Origin of the sequence: Blautia sp. AF32-4BH, assembly GCF_003460565.1 — a bacterium.
In the GTDB taxonomy this organism is placed as follows: domain Bacteria; phylum Bacillota; class Clostridia; order Lachnospirales; family Lachnospiraceae; genus Fusicatenibacter; species Fusicatenibacter saccharivorans.
Genome location: NZ_QTVL01000007.1, coordinates 39,918 through 52,301 on the forward strand (window position 1 = coordinate 39,918; position 12,384 = coordinate 52,301).

General features: G+C 46.4%; 13 protein-coding genes. 1 reads left to right on the forward strand and 12 read right to left on the reverse strand.

Annotated features, from left to right (window positions below; all coding sequences use genetic code 11):
- Window positions 1-43: 43 nt before the first annotated feature.
- The 9 genes from DWZ44_RS10055 to DWZ44_RS10100 form a co-directional block, all read right to left on the reverse strand.
- On the reverse strand, window positions 44-1,726 hold the full coding sequence (locus tag DWZ44_RS10055) for a recombinase family protein (RefSeq protein WP_117804795.1): 1,683 nt from the start codon (window positions 1,724-1,726) through the stop codon (window positions 44-46).
- A gap of 118 nt (window positions 1,727-1,844) precedes the next feature.
- Entirely contained in the window at window positions 1,845-2,111 is a 267-nt protein-coding gene (locus DWZ44_RS10060) for a DUF6870 family protein (protein ID WP_007884026.1), read from the reverse strand.
- A gap of 469 nt (window positions 2,112-2,580) precedes the next feature.
- Window positions 2,581-2,991 (reverse strand): sigma-70 family RNA polymerase sigma factor, encoded by a 411-nt coding sequence (locus tag DWZ44_RS10065; protein WP_117804796.1) that lies wholly within the window; start codon window positions 2,989-2,991, stop codon window positions 2,581-2,583.
- A 460-nt stretch (window positions 2,992-3,451) separates the two neighbouring features.
- Window positions 3,452-4,318 (reverse strand): metallophosphoesterase, encoded by an 867-nt coding sequence (locus tag DWZ44_RS10075; RefSeq protein WP_117515725.1) that lies wholly within the window; start codon window positions 4,316-4,318, stop codon window positions 3,452-3,454.
- Window positions 4,319-4,440: 122 nt separating this feature from the next.
- A complete protein-coding gene (locus DWZ44_RS10080; RefSeq protein ID WP_117804797.1) occupies window positions 4,441-6,801 on the reverse strand; it encodes an ABC transporter permease in 2,361 nt (786 codons plus the stop codon).
- Window positions 6,785-7,480: an ABC transporter ATP-binding protein gene (locus DWZ44_RS10085; RefSeq protein WP_041254460.1), complete on the reverse strand. Its 696-nt coding sequence runs from the start codon at window positions 7,478-7,480 to the stop codon at window positions 6,785-6,787. The genes DWZ44_RS10080 and DWZ44_RS10085 overlap by 17 nt, the downstream gene beginning before the upstream one ends.
- Window positions 7,481-7,544: 64 nt before the next feature.
- Window positions 7,545-8,774 carry a sensor histidine kinase gene (locus DWZ44_RS10090; RefSeq protein WP_117804798.1) on the reverse strand — a complete coding sequence of 410 codons (1,230 nt, stop codon included), beginning with the start codon at window positions 8,772-8,774 and terminating at the stop codon, window positions 7,545-7,547.
- Window positions 8,771-9,469 (reverse strand): response regulator transcription factor, encoded by a 699-nt coding sequence (locus DWZ44_RS10095; protein ID WP_012741667.1) that lies wholly within the window; start codon window positions 9,467-9,469, stop codon window positions 8,771-8,773. Before DWZ44_RS10095 ends, DWZ44_RS10090 begins: the two co-directional genes overlap by 4 nt.
- Window positions 9,462-9,650, reverse strand: coding sequence for a helix-turn-helix domain-containing protein (locus DWZ44_RS10100; protein ID WP_015560012.1), 189 nt, complete (start codon window positions 9,648-9,650; stop codon window positions 9,462-9,464). The genes DWZ44_RS10095 and DWZ44_RS10100 overlap by 8 nt, the downstream gene beginning before the upstream one ends.
- A gap of 150 nt (window positions 9,651-9,800) precedes the next feature.
- Between DWZ44_RS10100 and DWZ44_RS10105 the strand changes: the two genes are divergently transcribed.
- Complete coding sequence (locus DWZ44_RS10105) at window positions 9,801-10,160, forward strand: helix-turn-helix domain-containing protein (RefSeq protein ID WP_117804799.1); 360 nt, start codon at window positions 9,801-9,803, stop codon at window positions 10,158-10,160.
- A gap of 200 nt (window positions 10,161-10,360) precedes the next feature.
- On the opposite strand, the gene DWZ44_RS10110 is transcribed toward DWZ44_RS10105, so the two are convergent.
- From DWZ44_RS10110 to DWZ44_RS18420, 3 genes are all read right to left on the reverse strand, one after another.
- Window positions 10,361-11,707 carry a relaxase/mobilization nuclease domain-containing protein gene (locus DWZ44_RS10110; RefSeq protein WP_199608694.1) on the reverse strand — a complete coding sequence of 449 codons (1,347 nt, stop codon included), beginning with the start codon at window positions 11,705-11,707 and terminating at the stop codon, window positions 10,361-10,363.
- A gap of 158 nt (window positions 11,708-11,865) precedes the next feature.
- A complete protein-coding gene (locus DWZ44_RS10115; protein ID WP_014080206.1) occupies window positions 11,866-12,213 on the reverse strand; it encodes a plasmid mobilization protein in 348 nt (115 codons plus the stop codon).
- Window positions 12,210-12,374: a hypothetical protein gene (locus DWZ44_RS18420; protein WP_199608688.1), complete on the reverse strand. Its 165-nt coding sequence runs from the start codon at window positions 12,372-12,374 to the stop codon at window positions 12,210-12,212. The genes DWZ44_RS10115 and DWZ44_RS18420 overlap by 4 nt, the downstream gene beginning before the upstream one ends.
- Between the last annotated feature and the right edge of the window lie 10 nt (window positions 12,375-12,384).

Below are 12,384 nucleotides of genomic sequence, written 5' to 3' on the forward strand. Positions count from 1 at the left end.
GCCTATTAGGAAAACACACTGTCAAAGGGGTTTGTAGCGGGGGTTAGCCCGCTACTGCGGTATCTTCCGTAGTGTTAATTTCAATGTACTCTGCAATCTTGCGGAGCTCGTCAGCAAATTTGAATTTCACGCTGATATTGCCGTTTTCATAGACCTTGATATAGTCCACAAGCTCAACCAAGATTTCACGGTTGAGGGCTTCAATGTTCTGATACTTCATAAAGGCTACCAGTGCAGGATGCTCGTTGTCCACACCGTTTGCCAGTTCTGCGCGTTCAGCGTTCAGCCGGGTAAGCACCGCGGAAATATCAGAAGTCTGCCGTTCATAGTCAGCCTTCATATCCCGGTATTCCTGCTGGGTGATTTCACCGTCTTTCCAGTCCTGATAAAGAGATTGCTTGTAGCGTGTTATCTTTGTCAGTTCCCGCTCTTTTGCAGCTATCAGATCGTCCAGTCGGTAAGACTGGCTTTTTTTGATTGGAGCGGAATTGATCTGCGTGACGATTTCCGAGTAGGAAACAGCCAAATGTACCTGATGCTGTACAGCGAACAAAACAGCAGCCTCCAGCCGTTCATGCTTGATTGAGTGCATGGTGCAGGCTGTCCGGGAACGGTTCTTGTAGGTTGAGCAAGAATAATATACATTGTTGTTCTTGCCAACGCATCGGGTAATGGCCCGCCCGCAATCGGCACATTTCAGAAAGCCGCTGAATAAATGTACCTCACGGCCTTTCGGGGAAGTACGGGTATCACGCTGTAAGAGAGCCTGTACCTTGTCGAAAGTTTCATAGTCGATAATGGCCTCATGCGTTCCAGCCACTTCCACCCATTCCTCGCGTGGAACAGCTTCAATCTGGTGTACCTTGTAGCTTTTCACCCGGCTCCGGCCTTGGGCTAAATCCCCGGTGTAGGTCGGATTGGTAAGAATGGAGTGGATCATGCGGGCTCCCCACATAGGATCGTCATACCCTCTTGTCGAAACAGGCAAGCCCTTTTGTACCTTGTAAGCCGAGGGGCTCGGTACGCCGTGTTCGTTCAGGTACAACGCGATAGCACGTTTTGATGACCCTTGAATAAGCATTGTGAAAATGAGTTTGACATTTTCAGCAGCATCGGGATCAACAATCAGCCTGTGCTTGTCCTTTGGGTGCTTTACATAGCCGTAAGGAGCAAATGCTCCGATATACTGGCCGTTGCGCCGTTTGTAATCAAATACCTGCCGGATCTTTTTGGAAGTTTGATAGCAGTAATTATCGTTCATCACGTTTGTAATGGGAACGATGATATTTGAAACGCTGTCGGGGTTCTTGTAGCTGTCCACATTCTCAGCAAGGCTGATAAAGCGAACACCCATTTGAACAAACAGGTTATCGATCAAACTTCCGGCATCGCTATAATTTCGTGCGAAGCGGGACAGGTCTTTTACTATAACGCAGTTGATTTTACCACTCATGACATCCGCCAAGAGCCGTTGAAAATCTTCACGGTTGGCATCCGTTCCAGTATGACCATCATCCACATATTCTGTGATGCTTTCAAACTCGTCAATGTTGCGTCGGTAAAAATCGTTCAGTAGGTCACGCTGGTTCTTTACGCTGTTGCTATCGTCTTTTCCTTTTTTCAAATCTTCCTTTGAAAGCCGGATATAGATGCCCAGCCGCCAGCGGCGGATTGTGTAAGAGGGAGAGAAACTCTGCTGATACCCTCTGTTTTTTGCTCGTGCCATTGTTCCTCCTTCCCTATCACATTACACTTATATTATAACTCTGTCCGGGGAGGACAACAAGGATGCCTCCGCTTCGGGACACTTTGTCTCGAAGAAGCAAAACGAGCTGTAACCGAAGTTACAGCCCGCTTCTTTGCCGCAGCAGGAAATCCGTCAGCTTATCTTGGAGAGATGGCCCGCTTTCAGCAAATTCAATTTTCACGCCAACACCACCGATGCAAAAGCAGTATGGATTTTTGACAGTCTGCAAAAATCGAGAGATGCGCTCCTTTCGGGAAAGCGCATTGTCAAAGGTCATACCGCTCACATCAGGCAGGGACTCGGCAGCCACCGCGCCAATGTCAACGCTTCTCATTTGTTCAAGTTCCTGTGTAGTTAATTTCACGGTAAACCTCCTTCGCAGATTGATAGAACGCCTCCCGCTGTTTGGTGGGGAAACGCAACAGGCCAGCACCACCGGGATGCTGGCCTGTTGCCTTACTCCACCTTGGGACACTTTGTCTCGAGGTTTATTATAGTTTTTGAATATTAGAGAGCGCCGCACATATTTACTTGGCCTGTCCAAAAACAATCGTTATTTTCTGTGCGGCGCTCTCAACGCAAGTAAAGCGACAAGCCCGGAGGAACAGGCAGCCAACCTGTTCAGCGCCGGATCATGGCCTTGGGATGGCCGGGCCCATTTACAGTGTTGGTGTTGTTCGCTCAATCTCTTTTGGGAAATGTCACCGCGCACCCACCGTCTGGCTCCACGTACTTACTCAGGGTTGCCGTTATTCCCTTGCGTTAGGAAGAAAACCTCCTCTCATAAACCGAGACATTTTTTCATCAATTCCAAGTGGGTTAAGATGAAAAAATCAAAAAGTTTTTTTCATGCGTTCAAGGCCACGCTTGATCGACTGGCGAATAGACTCCTCATGTACGCCCTCGGCCTTGGCAATTTCTTTAATCGACTTGCCAAGAATGATATGTGCGTCAATTCTGCGGCCCTGGATCTCCGGCAGAGAATTGAGAGCGTTCCACAGACGAAGAAAGGTTTCCATCCGTTCAAGGAGCTCCTGCGGGGTCGGCTCATGCAGGCAAGCGGAATACTCAATCCCGTCATCGCAGTCCAGAGAATACTGCGCCTTGTGCCGGGAGAGCCGCCGCTGATAGGCCATCTCATAGCGGGCATCGGCCTTGAATACCTCGGCCACCTCGTCAGAAACTTCGATAAGCTGATCCTGCGTGTACCAATAATAAAAATCTTTCAGATTGATAGTAGTCATCGTAAAATCCTCCATTTCAGTTTGTTCGGGGTTGGTCGGAAACGAAATGGAGTAACGGCGGAGAACGGCACCGCACCTCGGGACACTTTGCCTCGAAGTCTGGAAAGCAAAATGCGCCTGCGCGACACAAGGCCGCACAAGCGCACGAAAAAGTATTATCGGTTATGTACTGTTTAATTTCATATTCAAAGCCGGACTGCTCCGATGGAGGGGCTACGCTTTTTTTAGCTGGTGCAGATCATGGATACTGCGAAAAAGAGAAAAGGACACGGCAAAATAACCTCCAATCGGCTACCGTGTCCCTGCAAGTCGTCATTGGTTTGTGTAGACGCAAAGAAACGGCGGCTCTGAAAATCAAAGCCGCCGTTTCAAATGGGCGTGTCAAATTGTCTGCTCTACGACGGCTTTTTTTCTTTTGCCGTCGTGCGGCAGATCATTTCAATATTCGGTTGAAGTATCGTTATTCGGTGTTAAGTTCTACTAATACAACCTCTGGACGATTATTAAATCGGAATGGAATAATACTATTTCCAAGGCCGCGGCTAACAACCATATTTGTCTTTCCGTCTGTATAAAGGCCGGAATCATATTTAGGAAACAGCCCTTGATTGGGGGCAACGAGCCCCCCAATAAAAGGTAATCGAAACTGCCCTCCGTGTGCATGACCACATAAAACCAAATCAACACCACAGCATACATAGGTTTCAAATAACTCTGGCCGATGTGATAGCAGTATAGTGTAACTGTTTTCGTCATCAATAAGGCTATTCAATTTTGTGTTGACCATGGCTGGCGCTTCATTAAACATATCGCCCTTAATCGTAAAGTCAGAATCAGAAAGCCCGATAAGGGTAATCATTTCGTTGTTATGCACTAACTGTATTGCTTCATCTTCAAGGACAGTTACGCCAGACGCTTCAAGCCCTGTTTTGAATTGATCATAATGTGAGAAGTTAGCTTCGTGGTTTCCGGTTACAAAGTAGACAGGGGCTATTTGAACAGCTTGTTTTATAAAATCAAACGCAATCTCAATGTCTGTATGTCCAGCATCGATTAAATCTCCAGTTATCACAATAATATCCGGTTCGTGTTCAGACAGCAATTCTATCAATTCTGTATTGCTTTCTCCAAATTCAGCATTATGCAAGTCGGACACTTGTGCAATCCGAAAATTAGAAAAGGCAGATGCTATGCGATCGCTGGAGATATTAACCATACTTACCATCAATGCTGAATTGCCCCATATAGTATAGATTATCAAAACCAGCAGTATAGTTGTTAATACACAAATCTTCACCAATACTCTGGTGGAAAGGATTTTTTTCATTTTTTCCTCTCTTTCATCAACTTAATTATAAAAAAATCAGCTTACAAACAGGTGAATTTCAACTTACGAATTTGTAAGACAAAAGTGGGCGGCTTCTAAAGCCACCCGCTTCAAAAGTAGAATTACTGTGCGCTGATTGTATCAACAATGGACATATTGCGTATTCTCTTGATTGGCCCATGCACAGCCAGAATTACAGAGCTTACGACAATTAACAGAATAACAGCTACCTCTGGTAATGGAGGAGTCCAAGCATCCCCCCATCTATAACTTATCAACATTCCAAACAATAGCTTGTTACAAAACAGTCCCAACACCGTACCAACTACACCGCCGATTATGGTATAGGTGAAGGCTTCTGCAACAATCATTTTACTTAGCTGTCCCATGCTAACGCCGATGGCACGGAAAGCGCCATACTGTTTCAACCGTGCAGACACACTCATGGAAATACTATTGATTATGTTAAAAATTGTAATCATTGCAATTAGGACGAGGAATCCATAGATGAACAGCCAAAAACAATAGTAAGTTCCCATGGTACTGCTGTTACCCATGCGTTCATCAGCGAAAGTAAATGAGGAATCTACCATTTGGCGGATCACATAAACATCTTCGTCTGTTGTGCCTTTCACTAACTGCACATCAATAACCGTATATTTCGACTCGCCAGTAATTTGTTCAAATGTATCCTCTGAACAAATAATTGTTCCAACACCGGCGGCACTGTAAAACGGACAGTCGGACAACATTCCCACGATTTGGATTTCTTTACTTTGTCCGTTTGTATTCAACGATACAGTATCGCCTATTTGTATTGTGTTCTGCGAATTATAAACAATTAAGCCCGTCCCTAAATCAGTTTGCACAGATTCCAGAGAACCCTCTAATAAATAGTCCTTTGCCCAATCAAATTGATACTGCTCATAAGAGATTAAATCCATCTTTTTTTCAATACCGTTTGTGACAGACGGAACCTCGTATGCAAATTTTCTTCCATACGCTAAATCCACAACAGGATTTTCCTTTAGATCATCAAGTAATGCTTTGTCAATAGCACAGGCGTTATCAGGGCTTATGATAGATAAATCTGCTGTCCAAGGTTGGAGCGGTGTTAAGGTATGCTGCATGAACTCAACTGTTACAGAGAATGAAAGGAAAAGGATAATACTGAGAGCAAATGAGCTTGTCATCAAAAACAGATTTTTCCGATTTGCTTTTGCATGATAAATTCCAAGTGCTGTATCAATCTTAAGCAGTTGTGTATTAGCAGCATTTCTTGCAGGCTCCAAGTCGTTTGCATTACCGGAAACCGCTGCCAACGGAGATACTTTTGCTGCTTTCTTTGCCGGAGAATAGGCAGCGAACAAAACCGTTACCAAGCCCACAACGATTCCTGCAAGAATACTTGGTACGCTAAATCCGAATGTAGGCATCGCTTTGAAAAATTCCGGACTTAGGAAACGCAAAATCGCACATAAGACCCAAATGACAACTATACCGATGGAAATACCCACAGGGATTGCCAAACGGCACCAACTAAGCGCCTCTTTCCGTACTAAGCGCATAACCTGTTTTGGTGTTGCACCGATACAGCGCATAAGGCCGAAAAATTCGGTACGCTGGGCTACATTGCTGTTCAGGCTGCTTGCAATCATCATAATACCAGCTAACATTACCAGTACAAACAATACAGCCGCAGCCAAGTAAACCTGTAACAAAAAGGGAACGCGGCTTTGTCCAAGCAATCCAAGCAGATTGTTGTTGGAAGATATTTGTTCATTCGATAAATTGCATTGTTCTTTCAAATCTGCAATTTTCCCTTGTATATTTCTTGTGTTTGCAAATTGAGTAAAAAACATAATGCTGTAATCATTCGGCTCCCCGTCTGATACATTCGGATAAATCGCGCAGTAATCCTCTGTGTTCAAAATGATGCCGTAGGAGTCGCCACTCATGATCGAGGCGGTATTATTCATAAATCCTGATATGGTAAAATTCAGTTTATCGCCATCAGGAGTTTCTACGGCAATGGGATCACCAATCGCAACACCCATTATCTGCTTTGCATTTTCAGTCACCAACGCTTCATTACTTGTCTGTGGAAAAACACCTTCTTCAAGTTGGTCAGTCCAGATTTCAGTTATATAGCTTTCATCACAACCGCATATCGCTACATCTTTTCCACCCAAAGTGTAGCCTAAATCTCCACGATAATTGAGTACGCCATACGGTGAAAATACTTCAATATCAGGGCGTGAAGCAATAATTGCTGCTTCTTCATTGCTGATATTCTTAATGGCAATATGCCAATTCCCAGACTCCTGCTGTGCCTGCAAAATCTGGCTGCGGATGAACATATCTGCCATTCCAAAAATAGTTGTAACCAGAAATACCGCCAGCACAATGCAGAAAATAGACATTCTGCTTTGCTTCTTATGGATTTTTGCGGATATGGGAACAAGGTCAAGATAATGCTTCATTTGTTTTTCCTCCCAAATCCGTCAAAACGCCATCTGATACCCGGAACACCCGATCAACGGATGCAGTCAAATCCTTATTGTGGGTAATCATCAGGATTGTTTGCTGATAGCGACGGGACGCCTGCGTAAGCAGGGCGATAACATCCTGACTATTCTTGCTGTCCAGATTGCCAGTAGGTTCATCTGCCAGAATCAGTTTGGGCTTTGTGATTAACGCCCGGCCAATGGCAACACGCTGCTGCTGTCCGCCGGATAGTTGGCTCGGCAGGTGATGTCGACGCTCGGTAAGTCCCAAGAGTTCCAAAATTTCTTCTACTGCTGCCGGGTCTGGTTTGCGATAGTCCAAAAGAAGCGGAAACATGATATTCTGCTCCACATTCAGCTCGGAAACCAACTGAAAGGATTGGAAGATAAAGCCGATATTACGACGGCGGAAAATCGTGCGCTGTTCCTCTTTCATGGAAAACAGGTCTTGTTCATCAATCCAAATGTGGCCGGAAGTAGGGGTATCCAAAGCTCCAATACAGTTCAGTAATGTGCTTTTGCCAGAACCGGATTCACCCACAACGGCAGCAAATTCGCCTTTATCCAGGGAGAAGGAAACCTTCTTCAACGCTTCGACTTTCGCCTCACCCTTGCCATAAGTTTTACATAAATCTTGTACTTTCAATATTTCCATAGTCATCAGTACCTCCTTTCTCAAAAGGATAGCAAAAACAGCTTACAAGCAGGTGAATTTGACCTTACAGATCCGTAAGGAAAGATAGTGTAAACAGCGTACCTTTTCCGACTTCACTTTGTACGGAGATAACACCGTTTTGACCCTCAATAATGGACTTGGCAAGGGGAAGCCCCAGCCCGATTCCTTGTGTATCAAGAGAATGTTTGCTGCGATAAAAGCGTTTAAAGATATGGTAAATATCTTCCGGGACTATGCCGTTACCATTATCAGAAATAAAAATCCGAAACATAGCAGGAGTGCGCTCCCATGTAATACGGACAATACCGCCAGCTTGCGTGTGATCCAGTGCATTTTTTACAATGTTTCCAATCGCTTCACCTGTCCATTCCATGTCACAAATAAGCTGCTGTTCACCATCGCCATCTATCTGAATCTGCTTGCTTTCGCTTTTAGCCCTTGTGGTTAGGTCATTGACTGAATGAGCTATCAGCTCGGACACACGGCAACTTTTTTTCTCAAAAATGATGTTTCCCGTATCCAGTCGGGTTATCTTCAACATGGATAAGATTAACTGCTCCATACGCTTTAGAGAAATACCCATCTTCGCCGCAAACTGTTTGACCGTTTCTGCATTTTCTGGCTCATTTTCAATGATCTCCTGATACATAGTGAGGGCTGCCAGAGGCGTTTTGAGCTGGTGAGATATATCGGATATGGTGTCTTTCAAAAACTCTTTTGCTTTACGTTCTGTTTCATTTTTGGATTGGAGCATAGTTGCAAGCTGTTCTATCGAAGAAAACACTTGGTAGATAGCCCCCTCATAATTCTGCGGTAAATGACAAGAGTAATCCCCGTTGATGTAATTTAGCAATATTTTGTCGGCCTGTTGATACAATCGCTTCCTTTTCCAGAAAAAAATAAATATTCCTATGGCAAGCACAAAGAGAAAAAATAGCACAGTGCATAGCATGGTGCAGAAAGCGGAACGCTGAAATTGATTGAAATAAGGCCGCATACTGCTTTCTGACTGTTTTCCCAAACCCGCAGTCGCTAATAATGACCTACCATCGTCACTGATGTCTGTGTTCGTAAAGGCAACTGCAACCACTTCTTTCGGAACACCCTGTTCCAAAAGTGAGGATGAAACCGCTTCATCATGTTTGAGCCATAGGACTTCCGCATCGTTCACCTGATAAATAGTCAAAACGGTTGCTGTACCTACAAACAGCAGAGCAAACAAAGTCAAAAATAGCAGGAACCCTTTAATCTGTCTATCTTGGTACAAACTCATATAGACACCTCTTTCCATTGGTAGCCGAACCCACGAATGGTTATAAGGTGTTCTGGATGGGACGGATTGGTTTCCACTTTTTCACGAAGCCGCCGTACATAGACGGACAGGGTATTATCATCAACAAAATTTCCTGTATCATCCCACAGCTCATTTAGAATGATGTCCCTTGTCACAACGCGATTTGCGTTTCTTACCAGCAGACAAAGCAAACGATATTCGGCGCTTGTCAAATCCAATGCCTTTCCCTTTAAGGTTGCACGGCTACCCAACAGATCAATGGTAATGTCGCCACATTCCATAGAAGTGTTTTTTTCGCTTTTGGAAACTCCGGCCCGACGCAACAGCGCCCGGATGCGGGAACACAATTCCCCCAGTTTGAAAGGCTTGGTGATATAATCGTCCCCACCGCTATCTAATCCACGAATTATGCTGACTTCTTCATCCGATGCAGTCAGGAATATAATCGGTATCTGCTGATTTTCTTTTCTTACTCTTTCGCATACGTCAAATCCTGTTCCATCTGGCAGAGTAACATCCAAAATCAATAAATCGTATCGGTCGAGTTCGGATAAGTATTGTTTTGCTTCACATACTGTACGGGCAACTTCAACATCAAATTCATTCTTTTTCAAAGAGTAGACCAAGCCATCTATTAGACTGACATCATCCTCCAATAGCAATATTCTATTCATGTTTTAATTCCTTTCCTTGTTTTGTCCTTCCGTCAATCGGCTTTTCTGCGTTCTTTGGGATCAGCCAAACACCAGCCATCTTCACAGCGCCGGGAATACGCCCGGCAGCACAATAGTAATTTACTCTACGAGGTGTCACGCCCCATTTTTCGGCGGCCTCTTTTAGTGTCATATAATCCATTCTGCACCTCCATAGAGTATATTATAGTTCTTCGACTCGAACAATACAAGTTTTGGAAGAAAAGAATGTGAAATTAAATAGTCAGTAGTATGAAATACACAGTCGTTCAAATAATATCACATGAAATGTAAAATCATATCAGGTGATGTTATGAAGATAGAACGAGATGAAAGACGCTTTGATTTTCACGATATAGGGCTCGCCATCAAGCGGGCAAGAGAAGCCAGCGGCATGACACAGGAGCAACTGGCCTATATTGTTGACCGCGCTCCGCGTACCATTATGTATAATGAAAATGATGGTCAGCATCCAAGCTTCAACACCTTTTATCAGATGGTCACAATGTTTGATATATCGGTGGATCAATACTTTTACCCGTCCCAGAATAGCGGGAGCGAGTGCAGAAAGCGGATTGATGCCATGTTGAACGCCTTGGACGAAAGAGAATTGAAAATCGTTGAAGCTACAATCCAAGCGATGAAAGCATCGAAAGAAACGGAGGATGCGTAAAAAAACGTGACCTCCGTTTTTTGCGCCATGTAGCGGGAGCGCACGAAATGGCAAGCAATTCGGGTGTGGCCACACTCCGAAATTTTTGCTGGCCGCAGGCCCGCAAAAATGCTTGTTGGGGAGCTCCCCAAACCCGCTGAACTTCGGGACAAATTGTCCCAAAGTCCCGGCGCTATGCGCCTGTTGTCTGCGGCCTGTCGCTATCGCTCCTGGGCCTTATTTTCCCGCCCGTCCGTCACGCCGAGCAGATGATCAATGTTCGCCTTGATTGCCACAGCCTGCCGCATATCCGCCTGGGCCTTGCGATATTCCGCATAAAGCTCTTTCTTTTGTCCCGCCAGCTCACGGCGGGATTTTTTTAGTGCTTCTATTTTAGGGAGCTTTGCGCCGTTCAGTCTGGTGTTCATGGTATCCTTTGCCGCCCGGTAAGTGGCAAGCTCCGCTTCATGCTGGGCCAGATACTTTTTGCTGTACCGTGCAGCCTTGTACCCGTCGAACACCGGGCGGGTCTTGGCATAGTCCACCGTGGCAGCCATCAGCTCCGAGGTTTTGGAAAGAGCCTCCTCCGTTGTGCGGAGCTCGTCAGACAGCTTGTGAAAGTGATCCACAGCAGCCTCGGTGCTGACCGTCAGCGCCGCATAGTCTGTCAGATGATGCTCCTGCAAATACTGGAGCGCGGCAGCCATCTGTTTTAGGTTGTAGACCTTGGCCCATCGTTCATAGGCCGGGCCTTTGCCCTTGGCCATACGCTCTTGAATGTCGATGATAAGATTAACTCGCCGTGGCGGAACCGTGGGCTCCTCTGGTAGTTCAGGGAGCGGACGTTCCCCAGCAATTACCGCCTTGATGTCCTCCGGGTCAAATCCGGCTCCAAGTGTAGAAGCCCGGAGCCGGGTCGGTTTTTCCTGCCCGGGCGCAAGGAATGAGATGACACCGCCTCGTCCCTGTTTTACCGCAAAGCCGGACTCCTCCATGAAACGAAGAAAGTCGGCAAAGTCCGTGGGCTTTTTCTCCAAAGCGGCGAGAATAGCCAGCCGTACCCGCTGCTTGGCAGAGGGCGGCTTTTCACCGATCCACTGGCCGTAGTGGAGAAAACGGCCCTTGCTGTGCTGGCGCGGATTTTGGATAACCGACAGTTCATGTTCGATGCACACGCGGTCAGAGAGCCGCCGCAGGGCAAAAGATGAACCGATGAAATTATGAAATTTCCGGGAGCGATCAAAGGCCGTCGCATTGAAATAAATGTGATTGTGGATATGGGCCTTGTCGGTATGCGTACAGACGAAGAACTGATACTTTCCCTTTGTCCAGCGCATCGCCGTTTCATAACCAATACGGTTTGCTTCTTCCGCTGTAACCTCCCCGGGCAGAAACGCCTGCCGGATCTGAAAGAACAGGGCCCCGCGAGATACGGCCCGCCCTGTCTCTGCAAGGTATTGACTTTTTACCAGAAGAAACTCGGCGGGAGCCGTGTTCGGATCGCAGAGATAGGAAGATACGGCTCCCAGCTTTTCCGGGTTCAGGCCATAGGTGAAACGATCCTCCATCGTTTGAATTGCACTTTTTCCCGCCGCTGTTTTATAAGGGCGGATGTAGGTGGTCGCCGTAGAAATCCCTCCTTCCGGCAAATGGTATTTTTACTTTGGGACACTTTGTCCCGAAGTAGAAAAAACCGGGGAGCGGTATCAACCACTCCCCGGATTGGTCAGAGCTCTACCAGCGCGGAGAGCTGTTTCAAAAGATCAGATAGCGGCCCCCACAACGCGGCATAGTCCCGCTGTAAGGCTGCGAGTTCTTCGGGATAAATTGCGCCGTAGGTGTTGGCCTGAATTGCCACTTGGTTCAGATTGTTGGAGCAGCGCCGCTGGAGCGAAACCAGCTCACGAACCGGCGAAAGGTCAACATGAAGCACATACCCACTCAGGGCCATTTTCCGCATATAGGCTCCCATGTTACGGATGCCAGCCTCCGCCATACGTTCTTGAATTAGGGCCTGCTCCTCCTCCGACACCATCACATGAAGATGGATCGGACGGCGGCGTTTCTTTGTCATCGCTCCTCACGCTCCCGGCTGCGGCAGGCGCGGGGCGGCTCCTTTACCTTATCCAGCGGCTTTTCCTGTCCGTCTGCCGGAACGGGGCGTGGCAAATGAAATTCACGGTGCAGGCGCAGCGCCTCCAGTACAGACAATTCCTGTTCATGTTTCTTTTCCATATACGCTCCT

Bases quoted from the DNA above. Each gene is read 5' to 3' on its own strand.
- DWZ44_RS10095 (WP_012741667.1), bottom strand. From the start codon at position 9,469: ATGAATAGAATATTGCTATTGGAGGATGATGTCAGTCTAATAGATGGC.
- DWZ44_RS10090 (WP_117804798.1), bottom strand. From the start codon at position 8,774: ATGAGTTTGTACCAAGATAGACAGATTAAAGGGTTCCTGCTATTTTTG.
- DWZ44_RS10115 (WP_014080206.1), bottom strand. From the start codon at position 12,213: ATGACAAAGAAACGCCGCCGTCCGATCCATCTTCATGTGATGGTGTCG.
- DWZ44_RS10105 (WP_117804799.1), top strand. From the start codon at position 9,801: ATGAAGATAGAACGAGATGAAAGACGCTTTGATTTTCACGATATAGGG.
- DWZ44_RS10100 (WP_015560012.1), bottom strand. From the start codon at position 9,650: ATGGATTATATGACACTAAAAGAGGCCGCCGAAAAATGGGGCGTGACA.
- DWZ44_RS10080 (WP_117804797.1), bottom strand. From the start codon at position 6,801: ATGAAGCATTATCTTGACCTTGTTCCCATATCCGCAAAAATCCATAAG.
- DWZ44_RS10110 (WP_199608694.1), bottom strand. From the start codon at position 11,707: ATGGAGGATCGTTTCACCTATGGCCTGAACCCGGAAAAGCTGGGAGCC.
- DWZ44_RS10085 (WP_041254460.1), bottom strand. From the start codon at position 7,480: ATGGAAATATTGAAAGTACAAGATTTATGTAAAACTTATGGCAAGGGT.
- DWZ44_RS10075 (WP_117515725.1), bottom strand. From the start codon at position 4,318: ATGAAAAAAATCCTTTCCACCAGAGTATTGGTGAAGATTTGTGTATTA.
- DWZ44_RS18420 (WP_199608688.1), bottom strand. From the start codon at position 12,374: ATGGAAAAGAAACATGAACAGGAATTGTCTGTACTGGAGGCGCTGCGC.
- DWZ44_RS10065 (WP_117804796.1), bottom strand. From the start codon at position 2,991: ATGACTACTATCAATCTGAAAGATTTTTATTATTGGTACACGCAGGAT.
- DWZ44_RS10055 (WP_117804795.1), bottom strand. From the start codon at position 1,726: ATGGCACGAGCAAAAAACAGAGGGTATCAGCAGAGTTTCTCTCCCTCT.